We start from the raw sequence: 21,913 nt of genomic DNA, 5'->3' as shown, positions 1-21,913 counted from the left end.
TAATTATGTCTTGTTTTATTCTTCGCTAAACAGAGCCTCAATAAAATCAGCACTGTTAAAGGTACGTAAATCATCAATACCTTCACCTACACCAATGTAGCGAATTGGAATATTAAACTGGTCTGCCACCGCAAAAATAACACCACCTTTTGCAGTACCATCAAGTTTCGTTAAGCTGATACCTGTTAAGCCAACCGCTTGATCAAATAGCTTCACCTGACTAATTGCATTTTGGCCTGTACCTGCGTCAATGGTAAGCATTACTTCATGCGGAGCATTAACATCGAGTTTTTTCATCACACGAGCGATTTTTTCAAGCTCTTGCATTAGGTGATCTTTATTTTGTAATCGCCCTGCTGTATCGGCAATTAATACATCTACATTACGTGCTTTTGCAGCTTGCAGCGCATCAAACACTACAGAGGCACTGTCAGCGCCGGTATGCTGTGCAATTACAGGAATATCGTTACGCTCACCCCAAACTTGTAATTGCTCAACAGCAGCCGCACGGAAAGTATCACCTGCAGCCAACATTACTGATTTACCTTCAGCTTGGAACTGTTTAGCGAGTTTACCAATGGTGGTTGTTTTACCAACACCATTAACCCCCACCATTAAAATAACAAATGGGCCATCGCTGTTTTCAATAACAAGTGGTTTATCGGCACTTGCCAACATTGACGACATTTCTTCTTTTAACAAACCGTAAAGTGCATCACCATCTTTCAGCTGCTTGCGATCAGCTGCATCGGTTAGACTATCGATTAATTTTAAGGTTGTATCAACACCGACATCAGCTGTCAGTAATTGAGTTTCAAGTTCTTCAAATAACTCATCATCGATTTTTTTACCGCTAAAGATATTAGCGAAGCCAGCACCGATATTTTGTTTTGTTTTAAGTAAGCCTTTCTTTAAGCGTCCAAAGAAGCCTAATTTAGGCTCTTTTTGCTTTGCTGCTTCTTCAGCTTGGCGTTTTTCTTCTGCTTCAGCTGCTAAACGCGCTGCTTCTTCGGCCTGACGTTTCTCTTCCTCTTCAGCGGCTAATCGCGCGGCTTCTTCCGCTTCAGCGGCTAATCGTGCGGCTTCTTCGGCCTGACGTTTTTCTTCCGCTTCAACGGCTAATCGCGCGGCTTCTTCGGCCTGACGTTTTTCTTCTGCTTCAGCTGCTAAACGCGCTTCTTCTTCGGCCTGACGTTTCTCTTCCTCTTCAGCGGCTAATCGCGCGGCTTCTTCAGCTTGGCGCTTTGCTTCCGCTTCAGCTGCTAATCGGTCAGCTTCCTCAGCTTGGCGCTTTGCTTCCGCTTCAGCTGCTAATCGCGCTGCTTCCTCAGCTTGGCGCTTTGCTTCCGCCTCAGCCGCTATACGTTCAGCTTCCTCAGCTTGACGCTTTGCTTCCGCCTCAGCCGCTAATCGTGCGGCTTCCTCAGCTTGACGCTTTGCTTCCGCCTCAGCCGCTATACGTTCAGCTTCCTCAGCTTGACGCTTTGCTTCCGCCTCAGCTGCTAATCGCGCTGCTTCCTCGGCCTGACGTTTTGCTTCAGCTTCAGCGGCTAATCGCGCTGCTTCTTCGGCCTGACGTTTCTCTTCCGCCTCAGCAGCTAAACGCGCTTCTTCTTCGGCCTGACGTTTCTCTTCCGCCTCAGCTGCTATACGTTCAGCTTCCTCAGCTTGACGTTTTTCTTCCGCCTCAGCGGCTAATCGCGCTGCTTCTTCAGCTTGGCGTTTTTCTTCAGCTTCAGCAGCTAATCGTTCAGCCTCTTCAGCTTCGACTTTTGCTTTTTCTTCCGCTTCTAAGCGTGCTTGTTCTTCTGCCGCTAGGCGGGCTTCTTCTTGCTGCTGTTGCTCGTCTTTTTTGCCGAAACCTAGCCAAGATAAAAATTTATTTTTTGCCATTTAAGTTAAATACCAATCACAAAATTCTGATAAACTACAATTCCCGATATGGTATCACTTTCACCGATGAATGAAAAAAATCATATTGGTTTTTTAGTCTAATTCTGTAAGTAAATTTGTAATGAGATCACATAAGCCTAAATCCAAACCAACCACCAGTTCTGGTCAAATTCGAATTATTGGTGGCAAATTCCGCTCACGAAAGCTAAAAGTATTAGATGTAGAAGGTTTAAGACCCACTACGGATAGAGTGAAGGAAACGGTTTTTAACTGGCTAATGCCTTATACCAGTAATGCGCGAGTGCTAGATTGTTATTCAGGTTCAGGCGCTCTTGGTTTTGAAGCATTATCACGTTATGCCGAAAACGTAACCTTTATTGAACTCGATAAACTTGCGCACAAACAGATTGCAGAAAATATAAAACTACTAAACGCTGATAATACACAGTTATTTAATGGTAATTGTTTAGAACTATTACCAAAAATGACAGGCCCCTTTGATTTAGTGTTTATCGACCCACCGTTTAGAAAAGATCTCGCGTCAAGCACATGCAAGTTGTTAGAGATGCATGATTTACTGACAGATGATGCAGTAATTTATCTTGAAGTTGAAAAAGAATTAACCAACCTCGAATTACCTTCAAACTGGCAAATTTTAAAAGAAAAGAATTTTGGGCAAGTCACGAGCTACCTACTGCAAAGGTAAGTAGCTCAGTATTTTTAGCATTCAATACCAATATTGCTTTGACCGTCTGCTAACGCAAGCTTCTTAAGCTCTTTAACAGAGTCTTTATCAATACGTTGAAACGATTCAACTTTATCTATTAATTCAGCCAAAACATCCATTTCATAATTCATTAATGGGTGTTCTCTTAGCGCTGAATTGTCAGCAAGCTCACCTTCTGTGGTGAGCTGATATTCGATAAATTTTGCGACACTAGCTTGCGAAATTTTACACACATCAACAAAGTTAGCTTCTTCTTTTTGCTGCATGCCATTAATTAGGGTAATCAGCGCTGTACAAGTATCAATTGCAGGATAAACACCAAACATATCAAAATCATTCAAATCGGGGGTGTTTAATTCAACCTTTTCATTCAACTTTTCAAGACTAATTTTTGCTTTTGGTAAAAGTAGCTTTTCCCAAAGTGAATTCAGCACATTACGTAACTCGGTGGCGTTGCCAAATTCCAGCGCTTCACTAAACAAAACATAGTTAGGTAACATGCGCTCTATCATAGCTGCTGCGAGTGACGCTTGCTGTAAATAGTTTAGTTCGCGAATACGTTGAAAGTTATTAGGTTTTTTCATTTTTGATAGGTCTAATCTGCAATTAGTGGAATTGTAGCAAGTTTCTCTATAAAACACATAAAAAAGGCGCACTAAACAGTACGCCTTCTATACGAATAACTAAAATTACTGATTTAATTGCTTTTGTGCATATTCAAACTTTAATTTAAATTCAGTCACTTTTGCTTCAAGCTCTTCAACACGATCGTTTAAGCTGATATTTTCACTTCGAATTGATTCGTAAGCGCCGCGTGCTTGCTGTGTGTCTTTTTCAATACGACTTAACAAACTTGAGTTACGGCCTTGTTCTCTATTCAACGCAGTGTCTTGTGCTTCTAGTTGACGACGCAGCTGCGAAATCAAATCTTGGTCGTCTTGTTTCGCATTTTCAAGTAATGAAAGCTTTTCAAGTAACTCTTGGTTTTTAGCAGTTTCTTCTGAAAGTGCATCAGCTTGTGCTTTTACTTTCTCTTTTAAAGCACTACTTTCTTGCGTTAAATCTTTCTTAAGATCATTAAAGCGACCTTCGCTTTCTTTGCTAATATCAGCAAGCTTTTCTGAAAGCTCACTCACTTGCTCTTTATGCTCTTCTATATCAGAAGAAAGCAGCTTGTTTTGCTCTTCGAGCTTACCAACAATTTCATTTTGATCTTTAACTTGGCTTTCTAATTCAGCTTTTTCTTTTTCAAACTGTTGTAGCGACTTTTCTTTGTCTTCTAGCATTGAGCGCAGTGTTTCGCTGTCTTTGTTTGCTTCTTGTGAGAACGACTCATGCTGCTGATGAATAGAGTTTAATTCACCATTTACTTTATCAAGTTGTTGCTTGAGTTCAGCGATAACATCATCTTTGTTAACCGACTCTTGCTTTAACATCTCAATCTCATCAGTAAATACTTTTTTAACCTCTACTAATTTTTGATCTTGATTTTGATGCTCAGCTCTACGCTCTTCAATTAACTGTTTAAGCTTATTTGACTGCGCTTCATTTTGCTCTTTTTGCTTACTTAAGTGCAATTCAGCGGTTTCTAAACTTTCAGTTAATTGTGTGATTTTTTCACTGAATTCACCATGCTGCTCTTCAGATTGGCGGTTTAACTCTTCCGTTACCTTTTCAAGTGCCGCTTCTTTTTCAGAAATTGTGTCTTCGAGAGACTGATTGTCTAACTCAAGCTGACTCGCTTTCTTTTTTACTTCAGCTAGTTGAGTCTCAAGCTGCTGAATGTGCTCATCTTCATCATTTTGATGTTGCACCATTGCTGCTTGATGACCTTTTTCAAGGGCTTGTTGACTCGCACTTAGCAATAACGATTGCAATATTGGTGCGATATTTGTAGTGAATTTTTGACTTAATTCAGAAATGTATGGATGTTCAAACTCAATTGCATCTGCAACTTGTTGTTCAATACTTTCTTGGCTTGCATCAACTTTATCTGCTGCAAGATTAAACACATCACTAGGCGATAAACTATTTAAAGCACTCAGCACTTCATTTAACTGCTTGCTCTTATTTTCACCCATGTATCCCCCTTTGAGCTCTTTTATTATTATTGCTCTGTGTAATCCAATTTATTGAATAACTTACTTCAACTTCATTAATTTGTATGATTTTAAATGCCAAAGATAAGTGTAGACAAAAAATCTTGCCATGCTTAATCTTGCGGCAAGAATTAATTGTGTTATTTTTTGCGCATTAGTCTAGCTTACAATATAGTTTGATGGAATAACCTGATTATAAAATTAAAAAAATAAGTATTTATTACTAATACAAAAAATATCATAACACGATGACAATTGAACTTAACTTAACAACTCCAGCGCTGCTTTTTCCAGCAATATCATTGCTATTGTTAGCTTACACCAACCGATTTTTAGTGCTTGCACAACTAATAAGACAGTTAAATGCACGTGAAAATGGCAATGAAATTCGCGCAATGGTAAAAGCACAAATATCTAACCTACGTAACCGCCTAAACTTAATTCGTCGTATGCAGTTTTTTGGCGTTTTATCTTTTCTACTTTGTACTGCGGCAATGTTTGCGGTTTTTCTTAACCAAAATATTATTGGTACTTCACTATTTGGTTTGAGCTTAGCTTGCTTACTTTATTCATTGATTCTCTCCCTCTATGAAATTCACATTTCATGCCAAGCAATCGAAATTGAATTAACAAACATCGAAAACAAACCCGTTATCGATAGCCAAGAGTCATAATTCCCTTATTCAAGGCTAAAACTTTATTGTTTTTAGCCTTGAATATTTAGTGCAATATTTCACTTCTCTAAAGTTTTACTTCTATACTTTATTTCAATAACAAACAACAAGAGCTGTAACTGTGACAGATTTTCTGTTTGCTGAAGATCACAACGATGATATTAGCATTGCTTCAAATGATGATAGTTGGAATATTCTTGTCGTTGATGATGAAGAAGATATACACCAAGTCACAAAGTTGGTGCTGAACGGTTTTACATTCGAAGATAAGCGTCTCATTTTTCATCATGCTTATACCGCAGCAGAAGCTATGGAAATGCTAAAGGGCTTGCCTGAAGTTGCTGTGGCATTAGTAGACGTAGTTATGGAAACAAATCACGCAGGCTTAGATTTAATCCGATACATACGCGAAGATGCTGAGAATCATGATATTCGATTAATATTACGGACTGGCCAACCTGGTGAGGCACCTGAAGAATCGGTTATACGCGATTACGATATTAATGATTACAAGAACAAAACAGAGTTAACTGCTATAAAACTGAAAACCCTGCTTTATTCCGCGCTTCGCTCATACCGAGATATTTGTTTAATAGAGCAACATAAGTTAGGGCTTGAAAACATTATCAATGCCTCTGCAAACTTTTTAGAATGTGAAACAGTTAATGAATTTGCTTCATCTATTTTAGAGCATGTCTCAGGCGTAATGGGACACAGTGACAAAGAAATTTATTGTGCCGCCGCAATAAACTCGCAAACCGATAACGCAACTGATTTTAAACTCTTAGCATGTTCTGGCGCTGATAAGAATAACCAAGCGGTTCCAAACGAAGTCGGTGATTTATTTGAACAAGCACACAACACGAAATCATCTTTCAAAAATCAAAAAGAATACGTTGGTTACTTTCCCACAAAAGGCGGCTTAGAAACCATGCTGTATGTCAGCAAATCTTCAGATTTAAACGATTCAGACCATCAACTTTTAGAGTTTTTTGCTAATAATATTGCCCTTGCATACGATAACTTAAGGCTTCGCGAACTTATTCGTGAATCGCAAAAAGAGCTTTCCTACATTTTGGGGGAAGCCGTTGAAAAACGCAGTAAAGAGACAGGAAGCCATGTTAAACGGGTTGCCCACTATAGCCATTTGCTCGCCATAAAATATGGCTTAACGCCGTACCATGCTGAAATTATTAAACTTGCTTCTCCTTTACATGACATTGGTAAAATTTCAATTCCTGATCACATTCTTAATAAGCCTGGGAAACACGACGCTGAAGAATGGGAAATCATGAAATCGCATGCTGAGATTGGTTATGATATTTTAAAAAATTCGACTAATGAAATATTGAAGCAAGGTGCAACTATTGCTTATGAGCACCACGAAAGATGGGATGGCAATGGTTATCCACAAAAACTCAGCGGCGAAAAAATTGATATTTCAGGCCGAATTACCGCTTTAGCTGATGTATTTGATGCCCTTGGCAGTGAACGCTGTTATAAGCCTGCATGGCCACTTGAAAAAATAATGGCATTATTAGAAGAAGAAAAAGGCAAACAATTTGATCCTAAGCTAATCGATATCTTCATTGAAAATCTTGATGAATTCTTAGCTATTAGAGATCAATTTCCTGATTAAATTCAACTGAGTTGCTGGTTTTTTATATGCAGTAAAATCATAATTAATTACACTTTTTCAATGGTATTTGTACCCCATTTATGTTCTTATAAGTGGACAAAGGACTAGTTTACAGGAGTAACCATGCGTATAGAGCAATTTGAACAGTTTATTGCGCTTGCCCATCATCAACATTTTCGTAAAGCAGCTGAAGCTTGTGGTTTAAGTACCTCTGCATTAACTCGCAGCATTCAAACATTAGAGCTCGATTTAGGCTGTAATCTTCTGACACGCTCCACTCGCTCAGTGAAACTGACATCTGCTGGCGATGTATTTTTACAATACTGTCTGCAAGCACTAGACAATCATGCGTTACTGCAACAAAAACTTGCCAAGTTTGGTTCAAATAAACATGAAAAAATTGTAATTGGCTATAGCCCAGAAGCGATTGGTTTAGTACCACAAGCATGCGGCAAATTTATGCAACAGTTTCCAAATATATCCATTGAAATGCAGTTGCAAGATGCAGATACCTTATCTGAAAATGTGCGTAATGGCATGCTGGATTTAGCAATAAACTCTCCTGTAACACCAAATACTGGCGACTTTATTAACCTACCTGAGCAAGTTGTTTTGTTTTGTCACAAAGATCACCCAATATTACAAAACAACAAGATAGTATTATCACAACTCATTGAGCTACCAATATTAGCCACTGTGAGTACCAATCAAGCGCTTAGTAAGCTAATCAATCAAGCCGCCTGTAACTTAAACAAGTTAGACTCGTTACGTCTTGGAACCTTTGAGCAAATTGTTAATAAACTCTCTGACTGTCATCATGTTGCTTTAACAACGCTCGACCTAGTGCAACAAATTGCTAGTGATGATGCATTAGTTAACCTCAGTACCTCAATGGAACAAAACAACACACTGTCTTTAGAGTTACAAGTTGCTAAAAATAACCTTAGCTCACCCAATGTTTCTGAATTATTAAATTTCATTACATCCGAGGCCAATACCCGTCCAGAAATAGCGCTTGCAAAAGCAACTTTCTAATCGCCAAATTGTCCATTAAAATAACGCCAATTTATCTTATTGGCGTTATTTATGACTACCCCATCACAGTTCTCTTTTTCTTTCGATACCTTGTTAGATGATATTGCCGAACAAGGGTATAGTGTTATTGAGAATGCCCTCCCCCAAGAACTTATCGCTGACCTAGAAAAACAATGCGAAACTCAAGCAGAGCAATTTCAACTCGCTAAGATTGGGCGTCATCAAGATTTACAACAAGTAAGCACCATACGTAATGACAAGACAAAGTGGTTTGATGGTGCGACAACCGCTGAACAAGCATATTTGGCGATTATGGAAGAAGTTCGAGTCGCAATTAACCAGAGCTTTTTCCTTGGTTTATTTGATTACGAATGCCACTTTGCCATTTATCAACAAGGCGATTTTTATAAAAAGCATTTAGATGCCTTTAAAGGTAAGTCTAACCGCGTATTTACCACTGTGTGTTATTTGAATACACCTCAAGTTGGTGGCGAGTTAGTTATTTACCCTGAAAAAGGAAAACTGCCCCTTGCGCACATATCACCAAAAGCGGGAACGTTAATTTGCTTTGAAAGCGAGCGTTTTCCTCATGAGGTATTACCTGCTGGAAGCGCCCGTTATTCAATAGCAGGATGGTTTAGAAAGAATAATTCAAGCGCGAATTTTGTCGACCCTAGCCAATAATAGCAATTCTGTTAAGTATGTGATCAAGAATAGCACTAAATAAATGAAATGATCACAAGGCGGAGTTTTTCTTATATCGCTGTTCTACATTGATAAATTCTAACGCAGTTAGCATGGGATTTAGCCTGCTAGAATAATCAGCTAGTTAAGTAATTGGAATAAAGCTGGCTGCTATTCCCATAAACACAAACAAGCCAACGTAGTTGTTATTTAGAAAAGCCCAAAAACACGCGTCGCGGTCACGGTGTTTAATCTTGGCCTGCTGATGTGCTAATAAAAAAGCTGATAACAACACGCCAATATCAAATGGCCAAGGCAAATTGCGATTAAAGCCAATAAATACTAGGGTAAGTAAAAACGCGACTTGCAATAGCAGTATAGCGGCTTTGTCAAAACGGCCAAATAATATCGCTGTCGATTTCACCCCTATTTTCAGATCATCATCTCTATCGACCATGCCATACATAGTGTCATAGGCCACAGTCCAAACAAGGTTAGCAAAATACAACCACCATGCTTCCTCAGGCACGTCACCTAATACCGCCATATAAGCCATCGGAATCGACCAACTAAATGCAGCACCAAGTACCACCTGCGGCAAATGGGTATACCGTTTCATAAAGGGGTAGCAAAACGCCAATGCCAAAGCGCCAAATGACAGCATAATAGTTTGCCAATTTAGAAACAGTACCAAAATAAATGCGATTAAAATTAGTAGAGCAAAAAGTTGTATTGCCTCTGTTGGAGTTGCTTTACCTGAAGCAAGTGGGCGCATATGGGTACGTTTGACCAAACCATCAACTTTACGATCTGCAAAATCATTAATGACGCAACCAGCACTGCGCATAACAAACACACCCGCAGTAAAAATAAATAAGATATCGAGTTCAGGTACCCCAGAACTGGCAAGCCACAGCGCCCAATAGGTTGGCCATAATAATAACAAGGTACCAATTGGTTTATCTGTTCGCATTAGTGCTTTATAAGCATCACGATTTTGCCATGTAAGTTGAATCATACTATTCAAATGCTCCAGGCAAAAAAGCCTCACATACCATCAGTTTTAAATCTGCTAAATGAAATACACTTCGCCTTGCAGCAATTGCACTCTCGTCTATTGATAAACTCGTCAACAACGATTGCAAGGCAGCATGTTGAGAGAAATCAGTAATCATTAAATTTTCTCTCACCAAATCTGGATGTTGAAAAATAAACTCACCGAGAGGGCGCTCTCCAAGGCTTAAAAATAAGCTATTCTCTGACAATGGCGCAAGTGGAATCCAACTTTGTGCATAGACACGCGGTTTGCTATCGCCATATAAAATAACTTCTCTGCAAAGTACTTCTTGTTGCTCAATCCCCATCACATCAGCTTGATTTGCATTAAGCTTAATATGTTTTTCACTTAAAACCTGAACAGAAAACTCAGTAAAAGTGTGTTTTAGTTTTGCTGTTAGCGAGCCGGTTTCTAATAACCATTCACTATGGGTAGCATCTAAATGTGTAAAATTTTGATGCCAATGTGATGAAATATCTAAAGGGAAAGTTAACACAATAATCTGCTTTGAAAAAATAACGCTTTATTTTAACACCGCAAAGGAAGGAGCTAAACGGTAAATTATTTTTTCCATTAATTTACCTTAAGATGACTAGTAAAAACCCCATAATCAAGTATTATTATTGATTAGTTACCAAGGGAAAAACAAGGTGTTAGTCACGCAATGCGTAGCCTATCGATATTTCTAATTACACTTATATTATCACTCTCAACGCCTAAAGTTTTAGCAGCGTCAAATTTTGGCTACTTTGGCTTTGAGCCCGACATAATCACAAATTACATTGCGACATCGAATAAAAAGCTCGGATACGTGCGCGTGACCGTTGAGCTAATGATCAAAGATATGGGTAACTTAGAAGTGGTTGAACACCACTCTCCATTACTCCGTGATGCGATAGTTGAAATTATAAGTAAAGAACAAGAAGAGCGTGTAAAGTCGTTAACTGGTCGAGAAGAAATCCGTAAAAAATGCAGTGACCGCATTAAGGAATTATTAAAAGAAGAGACTGGTCAAGAAGTTGTTCACGATGTGTTGTTTACCAAATATTTATATTATTAAGTACAAACAAACTGAGGAAAAGCAAAGTTAATTAACTTTGCTTTTTTTATGCCTTCTAGCAATGAACACACCAAGCATCGCACCAGCAATAAGCCCACCTAAGTGTGCCCAGTTTGCCATATTAATAAACAAGAGATCTGCAAAACCCAGTACTAACCACACCAACATAAAGCCAACAATTGATGGGCTTATAGCTAACTGAGTATTGCCTGAAGTATGGCCATACAACCAGCAAAACCCAAGTAGACCATACACCACGCCTGATAAGCCACCAAAATTTGCATCAACAAACGTAAACTGCAGCCAATTACTTGCAAGCGCAGTAACCATAAATACAAGTACTAAAAACCGCTTACCTAATTGCTCAGTGATTTTATCTCCTAAATACATCCACCACATCAAGTTAAAGACCAAATGCATTGCTGAAAAATGCATAATAGTCGGCGTAAGCCAAGTGTGCGGTGCTGTAGGAGAAAACTGAAGATATGGAAAAAGCCATTCGAAGCCACCTAAAACAAACGCCCCATATACCACAATTGATAACAGTGACACGCTTTGAATAAGTAATGAAAGCTTCAAAAAACGCGGTACCAAGTTAAGCGGGTTGCCACCGTAACTTAACCCACTGTTGGTTGAGCCAACCTGCCAAGATGCATCAAGATACTTGGCTTGGTGAGGGTTTGCTTGAAATTCGGTAAGTTCTTTTTCAGCGCTCTCAAACTGCTCTTCTGTTACAAGCAAAGAAACGCTTTCACGGCTAATTGGCTTTAATACACAGCGAATATTAATGCTGTTTAAGTAATCACAAAAGCCTTGTGCAGCTCTTACATTATTTAGCGTAGTAAGTTGCTTCACAATGATTATGCACCTGATTCAACGTTATCCGCTTGTTCAGTGCCCCATGCTGCAAAACCACCATCCATACTGTAGACGTCTTCAAATCCTTGCTCTACCAAATAGCTTGCCGCTGTTTGAGAGCTTATGCCATGATAGCAAACAACTACAATAGGTTGTTCGTAATCTTTTTCATTTAAAAATTGTCCCAAGTTTTCATTAGATAAACGCTCTGACCCAGGAATACGCGCAGATTGGAAACTATTTGGATCACGAATATCGGCAATAACAACATCGTCATTAGATAATAATGCCGCTGTTTGCGACACAGAAATATGTTTATATGACATATATACCTCAATAAAAAAGGGAGCGAATGCTCCCTTTATAATATCATCAAGCGATGGCTTAATCCCAATTTAAAATAACTTTGCCTGACAGGCCTGAAATCATCGTATCAAAGCCTTGTTGGAAGTCATCAATGTGGAATTCGTGAGTAATAATTGGCGATAAATCTAAGCCAGATTGAATCAAACTTGCCATTTTGTACCAAGTTTCAAACATTTCACGACCATAAATACCTTTAATGATTAACCCTTTAAAAATAACCTGATTCCAGTCAACCGCCATATCTGATGGCGGAATACCTAGCATGGCAATTTTACCGCCATGATTCATGTTATTTAACATGCTATTAAACGCGCTCGGCACACCTGACATTTCAAGGCCTATATCAAAGCCTTCTGTCATGCCAAGTTCATTCATCACATCTTCTAATTTCTCGTTCGCCACGTTTACGGCACGTGTTGCACCCATTTTACGAGCTAGGTCTAAACGGTATTCATTCACATCAGTAATTACCACATGGCGTGCACCCACGTGTTTAGCAACCGCTGCAGCCATAATACCAATAGGGCCTGCGCCAGTAATCAGTACATCTTCACCCACTAAGTCAAACGACAGCGCTGTGTGCACTGCATTACCAAATGGGTCAAAGATTGATGCTAATTCATCCGGGATATTATCTGGGATTTTAAACGCATTGTAGGCTGGAATAACTAAGTATTCGGCAAATGCACCTTCGCGGTTTACACCTACACCCGTCGTGTTACGACATAAGTGAACTCGGCCTGCACGACAGTTACGACAGTGACCACAGGTAATATGGCCTTCACCCGATACGCGATCACCAACTTTAAAACCACGTACTTCTTGGCCCATATCCACTACTTCGCCAACGTATTCGTGACCAACAACCATAGGTACTGGAATAGTATTTTGTGACCACTCATCCCACTTGTAAATGTGTACATCGGTACCACAAATTGCTGTTTTACGGATTTTAATTAATAAGTCATTGTGGCCAACTTCCGGTTTAGCCGTTTCTGTCATCCAGATCCCTGGTTCAGCTTTAAGTTTTGATAATGCTTTCATTTTTTTACTCACAAAAAAGGCCTGTTATCAAACAGGCCAATATCAAATTAAATGATACCTAATTCTTTACCAATACGGGTAAATGCCGCAATTGCTTTATCTAATTGCTCACGGGTATGTGCAGCAGAGATCTGTGTACGAATACGCGCTTGTCCTTTTGGTACTACAGGGAATGAGAAACCTGTTACGTAAATACCTTCAGCAAGTAATTTATCAGCCATCTCTGCAGCTAATTTAGCATCGCCTAACATAACTGGAATAATTGCGTGATCTTTACCTGCACAAGTAAAGCCAGCCGCTTCCATTTGCTCACGGAAGTAAGCCGCATTTTGCCAAAGTGTATCACGCAGCTCTTTACCATCAGCTAGCATATCAAGTACTTTGATTGACGCTGTAACGATTGAAGGCGCGAGAGAATTTGAGAATAAGTAAGGACGAGAACGCTGACGTAACCATTCTACAATTTCAGCTTTACCTGAAGTATAACCACCTGAAGCGCCACCTAGTGCTTTGCCTAATGTACCCGTGATGATATCTACGCGGTCCATTACATTGCAGTATTCAGGCGTACCACGACCGTTTTCGCCAACAAAACCCACAGCGTGAGAATCATCAACCATAACCAGTGCATCGTATTTGTCAGCAAGGTCACACAATGCTTCTAAGTTACAAATAACGCCGTCCATTGAGAACACGCCATCTGTAGCAATAAGTTTAGTTTTAACACCCGCTTCATCAGCAGCGATTAATTGCTGCTCTAAATCAGCCATGTCGTTATTGGCATAACGGAAGCGTTTTGCTTTACATAAACGCACACCATCAATAATTGAAGCATGGTTTAACGAGTCTGAAATAATGGCATCTTCAGGACCTAAAATCGTTTCAAACAGACCTGCGTTAGCATCAAAACAAGATGAGTAAAGAATGGTATCTTCTGTTTGTAAAAAGTTACTGATCTTGGTTTCTAATGTTTTATGAATATCTTGCGTACCACAGATAAAACGAACTGACGCAACGCCAAAGCCATGATCATCCAAACCGGCCTTTGCTGCATTAATTAACTCTGGGTGATTTGCTAAACCTAAGTAGTTATTTGCACAAAAGTTAATTACTGAGTCGCCTGATGCAACTTGAATTTCAGCTTGCTGTTGTGACGTGATCACTCGCTCGCTTTTATATAATCCATCTTCTTTTACTTGGTCAATCTGTTGCTTAAGCTGATCAAAAAATGCAGATGCTCTCATCCAAAGTCTCCAATGCCTAATAGAACGGGTTGCAGAATGTGTTTGCGCACGACCTGTGCAAAAAACATACATTAAGCTTTAAAATTGTAGCTTATATTAAGGAAGGTAATTGTAAAAGGTTAGGTAGATAAATGCACTTAATACTAGTAAATGCGGTTAGAAAAGTCGATTTAACTTATTTGCATTTAAAATCCAGTACAAAAAACTGCATTTTAAATATTGCATCGATTAATCTCAGTTGTTTTCACTAAACTTTTCACGCGCACAATCGAGTGAGTCCCATACTTCATCAGCAAGTAAAAGTTCTTGCTCACTTAAGCTTTGGCCTGATTTAACTAAAATTTTCTTTTTAAAGCCTGCAGCCTTAGCCGCTAACATATCCGATCCTTTATCGCCAAACATAATGCACTCAGATGCATCAAGCGCAAGCTCTTCAACTCCTCGCAACAACATACCGGGTTTTGGCTTACGACAATCACAATCTTGCTGGTAGCCTGCAACACCTTTTGTTGGGTGATGCGGGCAAAAGTAGACTTTACTTACTTCTATATCGTGTGCGCTAAATTGCGCAACCATCCATTTTGTCAGTAAATGAAAGTCTTGCTCTGAGTAGTAGCCACGACCAATACCCGATTGGTTGGTTACAATCACAATCTTGTAGCCGGCAGCTTGAAATAACTGACACGCTTCAAATACGCCATCAATAAACTCAAAATCTTCGATTTTATATACATAAGCGTGGTCTACGTTAACAACACCATCTCGATCAAGGAAAACTGCTTTATTAGCCATTACAATGCCTTTTCTTTTACTACACGGTCAAACATCTGCTTTACACTCTCTACACTAATTTGCTGCATGAGCTCTTTACCTTTAACACGTGTGCCCCAGGGCAATTGAGCCGCAGTCTTTCCTGTTTGCTGTTTTAAGTTGTGATGATATACCTCAACCACATAATCTTGGTATAAATAAGGGCCGGTACGTGCCGGATTTGAGTGTGCATACAGTCCAATCACAGGAGTCGCCATTGTGACCGCCATATGCGCAGGCCCCGTATCAGGCGCTATAACCAGCGACGCTTTTTCTAATACGCATAACAGTTGCTTTAGATTTGTTTTACCTACAAGGTTAAGTGCTTTCGATGACATCGCATTTTCAATTTTCTTTGCAAGGGTAATTTCAAGCTCTGTAGGGCCACCGGTTATCACAATACTAAAACCTTGTTCTTGAGCATAATCCGCTATTTCAGCATAACGCTCAGGTAACCAATTACGCTCGGCTTTACTTGCAGCAGGTGAAAGCACCAGTATTTTTTCGCCAAGTGGCGATAATATTTGTTCAGCAAAGTCTCGATCTTCTTGGTTTACTGGCATCTGCCACGATGGCTCATAATGTGGCACACCAATGGCTTTTGCGAAACCACGAAAACCCTCGAGTACATGCGCTTCTTTTTCAGCCTCAATACGATGATTAGTAAATAAGAAGTGCCCTTCTTTTGCACGATGCCAATCAAAGCCGACTTTTACTTTTGCAGGAATCACTCGCGCCGCTAAATTGGCACGCAGTGCAACCTGCATATGAAGCAGTACATCAAACTTACGGCCTTTAAAATGCTGTTTAAGAGTCTGATAAGCCGCTTTACCTTGCTTTTTGTCAAAAACAACGAGTTCTACACCTGGTAAATCTGCCAGTAACATCGCCTCGATTTTGCCTACCACCCAAGTGATTTTAGCGTTTGGGTAGTGCCTTTGAATCGCCTGAACGGCCGAAACGGCATGACACACATCGCCAATTGCCGAAAGACGCAAAATACAAATATCGTTGAATGGGCCCTGTAAACTCACAATTTACCTAAAAACATATAAATAGATGCGTGCAGTTTAACGTAAATTAAAACTTGGTATAATCCCTTTTTGCACGCAATCACTTTTAAACACATTAGCTATGCTTTCAATTCAACGTTTGGGTTCAACCTCAATTATTACGCCAAAATCATTTAACGGTGAGTTTGATACGTCCCTATTTGATGTGAACTTTCTTGCCACAAACGATTTAATTCGTGCAGAAAAAAAAGGTCGAGCTTCAACGTATTTTTTTGATTGTGGCGAAAAAACTGGCGTGTTGCGTCATTACTGGCGTGGCGGCTTAATCGGCAAATTATTGAGCGATCAATACCTTTTCTTAGGACTAAACAATACTCGCACTTTTCAAGAGTTTGAATTGCTCGTAGAAATGCAACAAAAAGGCTTGCCTGTGCCCTCTCCGATTGCAGCAAAAGTAACTCGCTCAGGTTTTATTTATCGTGGTGATATTATTACCGAAGCGTTACCAAACGCACAAAGCGTTCTCGATATTCTAAAAACCCGCGCGCTTTCAGAACAAGAGTTCAGCCAAATTGCAGCCACTATCGCAAATTTTCATAATCATGGCGTGGGGCATGCCGACCTTAATATCAACAATATTCTTATCAGTAATAGCCAAGTATATTTAATTGATTTTGACAGAGGCACATTAGGTACGTTTAATGCGAAACGAAATCAAAGCAATATTGACCGACTTGCACGATCATTTACCAAAGAGTCAAATCGCAACAGTCCGTTTTATTGGCAAGAAAGTAATTGGCAGGTGTTTATAAAGGCATATAAGAGCGCACTAAAGCCAATTTAGTGCGCTTAACAATTTGTAGTTATTAGCCATCGCTTTGGATTTTTTTAATCACGTTTGACGTAGAGCACCCATTCACAAATTCGAGTACTTCTACTTTGCCACCACTCGCTAACACAAAATCTGCACCAGCAATTTCTGACACTTTATAATCGCCGCCTTTTACTAATACATCGGGTTTAACACGTTCAATTAGTTTTGCTGGCGTATCATTTTCGGCTTCTAAACCAAATGGGATTACCCAGTCTACAGATGCCAAGGCACTGATAACGGTAGCACGCTCATCCAACGGGTTTACTGGTCGCGTAGCACCTTTCAAACGACTAATTGATTCATCATTATTTAAACCAACCACCAGCTTATCACCGCGGGCTTTAGCTTGTGCTAAATAACGAACATGACCCGCATGTAAAATATCAAAGCAACCATTAGTAAATACGATTGTTTCACCGCGTTGGCGCGCTAACTCAATATGGTGCAGCACCTCTTCTGCTGGCGCTTGATATTGCTCGCCGGTATCGCGAAGATACTGAGTTAATTTAGCACTTAACTCTTCTGGCGACACGGTAGCCGCGCCTAGTTTCGCAACCACAAGACCCGCGGCAATATTTGCTATTTCAACCGCTTGCGAAGCTGGCATGCCTGTACTTAACATTACCGCTAGTGTCGCAATAACGGTGTCACCTGCCCCCGTTACATCTGACACTTCATGAACTTGCGCAGCAAAATCATGTTTTTCGTTAGGCGTAATAAGTGACATGCCCTGTTCAGAGCGAGTAAGCAACATCGCGCCTAAGCCACATTCAGCCACAATGGTGCGGGCACTTTGTGTAATGATTTCTTCATCACCAATCACGCCACCAGCAGCTTTAAACTCGGTAAGGTTTGGTGTGATAAAGTCTGCACCACGATAATCCGCCAATTGCTTTGATTTTGGGTCTACCAATACCGTTTTACCAGCGTTTTTAGCCACGGCGATCATTTCTGAAATTAAGTGCAATGAGCCTTTGTTGTAATCAGAGAACACAACTAAATCAAATTCACTCACAATTGCTTTAAGCTGATTAAGCAGCAATGTGGAATGTGCTTCGCTAAAACGCTCTTCTAAATCCAATCGCACCACTTGCTGATGGCGACTAATAACACGCATTTTTGCAATTGTTGGCGCTTCTTGTTGGCGAATTAGTCTCGAATCAATATTTTCTGATTTAAGTAACGCTTCTAAGCTTTGCCCGTTATCATCATCACCAATAATGCCAAGCAAACTTACTTTGCCATCAAGATGTGCAATGTTTTTCGCAACATTTGCTGCACCACCAGCTTTATCTTCAAGACCACTCACCTTTACAACAGGGACTGGTGCTTCAGGTGAAATACGGCCGGTATCACCATGCCAGTAACGGTCGAGCATAACGTCGCCAACAACTAAAATTTTGCTGCTGGCTAATCGATTAAAATATGATAAATCCATAATCAGTGCTTAGCTCTTTTGTGCAACTAACATATCAATTGCTTCACATAGCCAATGGCCAATAAACATATGCGCTTCTTGAATACGTGCTGTTTCATCATTAGCGATAATGATTGGTAACTTAGCAATATCTTTTACTTTGCCACCATCACGACCCGTTAACGCCACAGTGTAAGCACCAATATTATTGGCTGCTTCTAATGCAAGGTTAATGTTAGGGCTAGTACCCGATGTTGTTAAACCAATCACTAAATCTTCAGGCTTACATAGCGCTAAAACTTGACGTTCAAACACAGTATCAAAATGATAATCGTTTGAGTGAGCGGTAAGAATTGACGTATCGGTTGTCAAGGCAATCGATGCAAGAGGACCACGTTCGTTTTTATAACGCACTACAAATTCAGCCGCTAAATGTTGCGAGTCAGCAGCACTGCCACCATTACCAAACCAAATAACTTTACCACCTTTTGCCAACGTATCTTGGCAAGCATTTAATAGTGACAATGATTGCTGTTGATATTGCTCCATAATGGCGAACACATTACGGTGACGCTCTAAGCTTGCTAAATATGAGTTTGTTATCGCTTCCATAGGCCTTTCGATAATTGCTTTTTTAAAATAATTGGCATCATTTTATACCTAATCAACGCAAAATGGCGAGGTTTGTTCGTGTTTCTTACCAGCTTGATTGTTAAATTTTTAAGAATTGTTCGAATCTCTTAACTTGCCTCTAGGTTGTTTGGTACAATTTCGGCTCATGCGCAGGGAGAATTAAGTGCATTACACAGAGCAAAGTGACAAATTGAACACACACACGCCAGAGTTAACACTCACCAATAAAAGTAAGATCTTGTATATGACACACCTTGCGTTAGGTGACTATGTCTACCAAGGCGCATTTTTAAAAGCGCTTGCTGATGCTTATTCTGGCTTGCAAATTGATGTATGGATTGATGATTGTCGCAGCAACCAAAAATCTTGGCATTCTGGAAGAAATTCAACGTTGCAGCAGTGGCTTACAAAAGAAAGCCATCTCAATACAATTTATCCGATTGCCGATTCTGAAAAGCACCGTAACGCACTTATCCTACAAGCTCAAAAAGAGCAATACGATGCCATTGTTTTTGTCGCTACAACCCGCGCGCCAGCTTATTTGAAAGTAGCTCAAGCAATTAATCCAAATGCCCAAATTGCTGGCACAAAACCAAAAGATTTCTTATCTCGTTTTCTTTATCGTGAGCAACTTAAATCCCTTGATGTTGCCATCGATACTCAGACACTCAATAAATGTCAGCATATTAGTGATTTCTATAATCAGATATTTTCTCGCTTGTTTTCTGTCTCACTTGATGAACAAACCCGGTCTCGAGAAATTATTCTTACAAATGCACAAAATGAGAACTGTAAGCGACAAATTGCTTTGTGGCGCAAACAATTTGGTTTAAATCAGGGGAAAACGGTTTTTATTAATCATATTTCTACTAGTGAAAAACGAGATTGGCAAAATTCTCAACTGTTAGAATTGACTCAACAACTAATAAAGCAAGCGCCGAACACAATGTTTGTTATTAATACGCCACCTCATAAACTAGAGGATATGGTAGCTTGGTGTGAGCAACATAAAGACGTTCCTGCAATTGCTTTTTCAGCAACGGACGACTTTTTTGAACTACCTAGCACAATGCTAGCATGTGATTTAGTGATCTCAGTAGAAACAGCTATTATGCACTTGGCTAGCAGCTTATCCTTGCCACAAATTGCACTTATTAGAAAATCGGCTTCAAGTTGGCGCCCATTAAAGGCAAGTAAGATTTTAACAGGGAAAAAGCGAGTAGATAACATTGCCGCTTCTAAAGTTGTTGAAGCGGCAAATCAGGTCTTATCATTAGGCCTAGTAAGAACTTAAGCCTAAAACACTTTTACCAGAACATGGTTACGGATAAATACCCATAATCCTCGTCATACACATTTTTACCACCGGTTAAGCTAGTTTCAACACGGTAGTCACCCACTTTTCGGCTGTTAGTTAACGATAATGAGTAAGCGCGTTGATACTCTTCACTATCGTTACTTTGTGTACTAGCTTTAAACTGCCATGAACTTAAAACTGATTCAAAATAATCGAAGTTAAGAGTGTGAACATCCGCAGGGACACCATCGCCGAAATTACGATTATCAGCACCAAAATGACCAAATGAGAACCCCTCATTGGTATTGCCATTTCGATATAAGTGATGCACATACCACTGTGTATTCCACTTGTTGTACTCATATCTTAATGATGAATTACGCGTTAACTTTGGTAAGTAAGTACCAAATGATATGGTTTGGTTTCCAAATTTGAAGTTACTTTTATGCAAAGTATCTTCTGCACCATACTCAGCATAAATTTCCATTGGCATACCCCAATCAAAATAAACACTCGAGGTAAATGAAATCATTTGATCGCCAAATTCGTCATCTGTCGATAAATCACCATCCGCATTATCGTTACCTGATGGGTCAAAAAATGCTTTAAAGATATCGCTTAAATCAGTTTTGCGTGGCCCACCACCAAATTGCATAACGCGATTGAAACCGAGTTTCCAACCTTGCAGTGGCTCGATTGAGCCATGCATGCCGACAAGTTCAGGGCTACCATCATGCCATTCACCTTGATATTGAATGCCCTCTTTGACTTCATCTAATCTGGTGTAAAACAAATCAAAGTCCAAATTCCACCAGTTATTCATTGGCACAACCGTGCTCAATGAAACACTCATTGGCATTTGCGCATTATTGGACATGATTTGCGCAGAGTTTTTAAATGGTGAATACCAATGATCCTTATAACCTAAATCAAGCTGAAGGTTTGCAGCTGCCATACTCAAGGTTGAATTATATGCAACTAAATCTTGCTCTTTTACGCGATAGTCAACACCTACCTGTGCAAGCATAAAATCATTTGGTCGCCATATGCCTTCAAAGAAACCTTGTGCATATTCATCGCTGGTTAAACCGCGCTGATTGGCAATTGGCATTTCATCACCTGTGCTCACTGTGGTACGCAGACCATAACGGCTAATTTTATCATCGCCTCGGTAACGCTTTAGCTCAGATACTAAATAACGATATAACTGACTATCTTTACTCTTCACCTGTTTAAGCGCGATATCAACTTCACTTAACGCATAAGGTTTATGCATCGGCGTACCACGTGTTAGCACAAACATACGGTCAAGCTGACTTTCAAGGTGAGCGTCAATGCCTAAAGGCAAATATACAGTGGGTTTTGCAATGCTTTGTGTCGCAACAAAAGCACTGGCAATTAACAATAAATTACTAAGTTTCATAGGCGCAATAGTGATAAAAATATCCAATCATAATAACAAAAGGCCAACACTTATCGCAGCAAAAAT

Annotated in this window: 22 protein-coding genes; 8 read left to right on the top strand and 14 right to left on the bottom strand. The window is 39.8% G+C overall.

The window, feature by feature from the left end; translation table 11 throughout:
* Positions 1-15 precede the first annotated feature (15 nt).
* The gene (gene ftsY / locus OM33_RS06635; RefSeq protein ID WP_038640219.1) at positions 16-1,893 is read right to left on the bottom strand and encodes a signal recognition particle-docking protein FtsY; all 1,878 of its coding nucleotides are present in this window, start codon (positions 1,891-1,893) and stop codon (positions 16-18) included.
* Between the two features lie 121 nt (positions 1,894-2,014).
* On the opposite strand from ftsY, the gene rsmD reads away from it, so the two are divergent.
* Positions 2,015-2,599, top strand: coding sequence for a 16S rRNA (guanine(966)-N(2))-methyltransferase RsmD (gene rsmD / locus OM33_RS06630; protein WP_038640217.1), 585 nt, complete (start codon positions 2,015-2,017; stop codon positions 2,597-2,599).
* 14 nt (positions 2,600-2,613) lie between these two features.
* Here the strand turns inward: rsmD and OM33_RS06625 are convergent, their stop codons facing one another.
* Both OM33_RS06625 and OM33_RS06620 read right to left on the bottom strand, forming a co-directional pair.
* A complete protein-coding gene (locus tag OM33_RS06625) occupies positions 2,614-3,204 on the bottom strand; it encodes a YjaG family protein (protein ID WP_038640215.1) in 591 nt (196 codons plus the stop codon).
* A gap of 105 nt (positions 3,205-3,309) precedes the next feature.
* The gene (locus OM33_RS06620; protein WP_038640213.1) at positions 3,310-4,701 is read right to left on the bottom strand and encodes a coiled-coil domain-containing protein; all 1,392 of its coding nucleotides are present in this window, start codon (positions 4,699-4,701) and stop codon (positions 3,310-3,312) included.
* Between the two features lie 266 nt (positions 4,702-4,967).
* Here OM33_RS06620 and OM33_RS06615 point away from each other — a divergent pair, with 266 nt between their 5' ends.
* The 4 genes from OM33_RS06615 to OM33_RS06600 all read left to right on the top strand — a co-directional run bounded on the left by OM33_RS06615 (position 4,968) and on the right by OM33_RS06600 (position 8,751).
* Entirely contained in the window at positions 4,968-5,393 is a 426-nt protein-coding gene (locus tag OM33_RS06615; RefSeq protein WP_038640211.1) for a DUF2721 domain-containing protein, read from the top strand.
* Positions 5,394-5,514: 121 nt separating this feature from the next.
* Positions 5,515-7,032: a DUF3369 domain-containing protein gene (locus tag OM33_RS06610; protein ID WP_038640210.1), complete on the top strand. Its 1,518-nt coding sequence runs from the start codon at positions 5,515-5,517 to the stop codon at positions 7,030-7,032.
* Between the two features lie 123 nt (positions 7,033-7,155).
* Positions 7,156-8,067 carry a LysR family transcriptional regulator gene (locus tag OM33_RS06605; protein ID WP_052140920.1) on the top strand — a complete coding sequence of 304 codons (912 nt, stop codon included), beginning with the start codon at positions 7,156-7,158 and terminating at the stop codon, positions 8,065-8,067.
* A 51-nt stretch (positions 8,068-8,118) separates the two neighbouring features.
* Positions 8,119-8,751, top strand: coding sequence for a 2OG-Fe(II) oxygenase (locus OM33_RS06600; protein ID WP_038640208.1), 633 nt, complete (start codon positions 8,119-8,121; stop codon positions 8,749-8,751).
* 145 nt (positions 8,752-8,896) lie between these two features.
* Here the strand turns inward: OM33_RS06600 and ubiA are convergent, their stop codons facing one another.
* Together ubiA and OM33_RS06590 are read right to left on the bottom strand one after the other, a co-directional pair.
* A complete protein-coding gene (gene ubiA / locus OM33_RS06595; protein ID WP_038640206.1) occupies positions 8,897-9,769 on the bottom strand; it encodes a 4-hydroxybenzoate octaprenyltransferase in 873 nt (290 codons plus the stop codon).
* Between the two features lies 1 nt (position 9,770).
* Entirely contained in the window at positions 9,771-10,304 is a 534-nt protein-coding gene (locus OM33_RS06590; protein WP_038640204.1) for a chorismate--pyruvate lyase family protein, read from the bottom strand.
* Positions 10,305-10,472: 168 nt separating this feature from the next.
* On the opposite strand from OM33_RS06590, the gene OM33_RS06585 reads away from it, so the two are divergent.
* Positions 10,473-10,868 (top strand): flagellar basal body-associated protein FliL, encoded by a 396-nt coding sequence (locus OM33_RS06585; RefSeq protein WP_038640202.1) that lies wholly within the window; start codon positions 10,473-10,475, stop codon positions 10,866-10,868.
* A 27-nt stretch (positions 10,869-10,895) separates the two neighbouring features.
* On the opposite strand, the gene glpG is transcribed toward OM33_RS06585, so the two are convergent.
* The 6 genes from glpG to OM33_RS06555 all read right to left on the bottom strand — a co-directional run bounded on the left by glpG (position 10,896) and on the right by OM33_RS06555 (position 16,224).
* Positions 10,896-11,723: a rhomboid family intramembrane serine protease GlpG gene (gene glpG / locus OM33_RS06580; RefSeq protein WP_038640200.1), complete on the bottom strand. Its 828-nt coding sequence runs from the start codon at positions 11,721-11,723 to the stop codon at positions 10,896-10,898.
* Between the two features lie 5 nt (positions 11,724-11,728).
* Positions 11,729-12,052 (bottom strand): thiosulfate sulfurtransferase GlpE, encoded by a 324-nt coding sequence (gene glpE, locus OM33_RS06575; protein WP_038640198.1) that lies wholly within the window; start codon positions 12,050-12,052, stop codon positions 11,729-11,731.
* A gap of 58 nt (positions 12,053-12,110) precedes the next feature.
* Positions 12,111-13,136 (bottom strand): L-threonine 3-dehydrogenase, encoded by a 1,026-nt coding sequence (tdh, locus tag OM33_RS06570; protein ID WP_038640196.1) that lies wholly within the window; start codon positions 13,134-13,136, stop codon positions 12,111-12,113.
* Positions 13,137-13,183: 47 nt separating this feature from the next.
* Entirely contained in the window at positions 13,184-14,380 is a 1,197-nt protein-coding gene (locus tag OM33_RS06565) for a glycine C-acetyltransferase (protein WP_038640195.1), read from the bottom strand.
* Between the two features lie 234 nt (positions 14,381-14,614).
* Positions 14,615-15,172, bottom strand: a complete 558-nt coding sequence (gene gmhB / locus OM33_RS06560) for a D-glycero-beta-D-manno-heptose 1,7-bisphosphate 7-phosphatase (protein WP_038640193.1) — start codon at positions 15,170-15,172, stop codon at positions 14,615-14,617.
* A complete protein-coding gene (locus OM33_RS06555) occupies positions 15,172-16,224 on the bottom strand; it encodes a glycosyltransferase family 9 protein (protein WP_038640191.1) in 1,053 nt (350 codons plus the stop codon). The genes gmhB and OM33_RS06555 overlap by 1 nt, the downstream gene beginning before the upstream one ends.
* Positions 16,225-16,324: 100 nt before the next feature.
* Here OM33_RS06555 and OM33_RS06550 point away from each other — a divergent pair, with 100 nt between their 5' ends.
* Positions 16,325-17,047, top strand: coding sequence for a 3-deoxy-D-manno-octulosonic acid kinase (locus tag OM33_RS06550; RefSeq protein ID WP_038640190.1), 723 nt, complete (start codon positions 16,325-16,327; stop codon positions 17,045-17,047).
* 22 nt (positions 17,048-17,069) lie between these two features.
* Here the strand turns inward: OM33_RS06550 and hldE are convergent, their stop codons facing one another.
* Positions 17,070-18,515, bottom strand: coding sequence for a bifunctional D-glycero-beta-D-manno-heptose-7-phosphate kinase/D-glycero-beta-D-manno-heptose 1-phosphate adenylyltransferase HldE (gene hldE, locus OM33_RS06545; protein WP_038640188.1), 1,446 nt, complete (start codon positions 18,513-18,515; stop codon positions 17,070-17,072).
* Positions 18,516-18,524: 9 nt separating this feature from the next.
* Positions 18,525-19,106 carry an SIS domain-containing protein gene (locus OM33_RS06540; protein WP_038640186.1) on the bottom strand — a complete coding sequence of 194 codons (582 nt, stop codon included), beginning with the start codon at positions 19,104-19,106 and terminating at the stop codon, positions 18,525-18,527.
* A gap of 184 nt (positions 19,107-19,290) precedes the next feature.
* Between OM33_RS06540 and OM33_RS06535 the strand changes: the two genes are divergently transcribed.
* The gene (locus OM33_RS06535; RefSeq protein WP_038640184.1) at positions 19,291-20,421 is read left to right on the top strand and encodes a glycosyltransferase family 9 protein; all 1,131 of its coding nucleotides are present in this window, start codon (positions 19,291-19,293) and stop codon (positions 20,419-20,421) included.
* 13 nt (positions 20,422-20,434) lie between these two features.
* Here the strand turns inward: OM33_RS06535 and OM33_RS06530 are convergent, their stop codons facing one another.
* Positions 20,435-21,847 (bottom strand): capsule assembly Wzi family protein, encoded by a 1,413-nt coding sequence (locus OM33_RS06530; RefSeq protein WP_038643103.1) that lies wholly within the window; start codon positions 21,845-21,847, stop codon positions 20,435-20,437.
* Between the last annotated feature and the right edge of the window lie 66 nt (positions 21,848-21,913).

Origin of the sequence: Pseudoalteromonas piratica, assembly GCF_000788395.1 — a bacterium.
Classification (GTDB): domain Bacteria; phylum Pseudomonadota; class Gammaproteobacteria; order Enterobacterales; family Alteromonadaceae; genus Pseudoalteromonas; species Pseudoalteromonas piratica.
This window is presented reverse-complemented; position numbering and strand designations above follow the sequence as displayed.

Excerpts from the sequence above, each read along its gene's own strand:
- ubiA (WP_038640206.1), bottom strand. The coding sequence starts at position 9,769 with ATGATTCAACTTACATGGCAAAATCGTGATGCTTATAAAGCACTAATG.
- OM33_RS06620 (WP_038640213.1), bottom strand. The coding sequence starts at position 4,701 with ATGGGTGAAAATAAGAGCAAGCAGTTAAATGAAGTGCTGAGTGCTTTA.
- tdh (WP_038640196.1), bottom strand. The coding sequence starts at position 13,136 with ATGAAAGCATTATCAAAACTTAAAGCTGAACCAGGGATCTGGATGACA.
- OM33_RS06530 (WP_038643103.1), bottom strand. The coding sequence starts at position 21,847 with ATGAAACTTAGTAATTTATTGTTAATTGCCAGTGCTTTTGTTGCGACA.
- rsmD (WP_038640217.1), top strand. The coding sequence starts at position 2,015 with ATGAGATCACATAAGCCTAAATCCAAACCAACCACCAGTTCTGGTCAA.
- ftsY (WP_038640219.1), bottom strand. The coding sequence starts at position 1,893 with ATGGCAAAAAATAAATTTTTATCTTGGCTAGGTTTCGGCAAAAAAGAC.
- OM33_RS06605 (WP_052140920.1), top strand. The coding sequence starts at position 7,156 with ATGCGTATAGAGCAATTTGAACAGTTTATTGCGCTTGCCCATCATCAA.
- OM33_RS06625 (WP_038640215.1), bottom strand. The coding sequence starts at position 3,204 with ATGAAAAAACCTAATAACTTTCAACGTATTCGCGAACTAAACTATTTA.
- hldE (WP_038640188.1), bottom strand. The coding sequence starts at position 18,515 with ATGGATTTATCATATTTTAATCGATTAGCCAGCAGCAAAATTTTAGTT.
- OM33_RS06565 (WP_038640195.1), bottom strand. The coding sequence starts at position 14,380 with ATGAGAGCATCTGCATTTTTTGATCAGCTTAAGCAACAGATTGACCAA.
- glpE (WP_038640198.1), bottom strand. The coding sequence starts at position 12,052 with ATGTCATATAAACATATTTCTGTGTCGCAAACAGCGGCATTATTATCT.
- OM33_RS06615 (WP_038640211.1), top strand. The coding sequence starts at position 4,968 with ATGACAATTGAACTTAACTTAACAACTCCAGCGCTGCTTTTTCCAGCA.
- OM33_RS06585 (WP_038640202.1), top strand. The coding sequence starts at position 10,473 with ATGCGTAGCCTATCGATATTTCTAATTACACTTATATTATCACTCTCA.
- OM33_RS06600 (WP_038640208.1), top strand. The coding sequence starts at position 8,119 with ATGACTACCCCATCACAGTTCTCTTTTTCTTTCGATACCTTGTTAGAT.
- OM33_RS06550 (WP_038640190.1), top strand. The coding sequence starts at position 16,325 with ATGCTTTCAATTCAACGTTTGGGTTCAACCTCAATTATTACGCCAAAA.
- gmhB (WP_038640193.1), bottom strand. The coding sequence starts at position 15,172 with ATGGCTAATAAAGCAGTTTTCCTTGATCGAGATGGTGTTGTTAACGTA.
- OM33_RS06540 (WP_038640186.1), bottom strand. The coding sequence starts at position 19,106 with ATGGAAGCGATAACAAACTCATATTTAGCAAGCTTAGAGCGTCACCGT.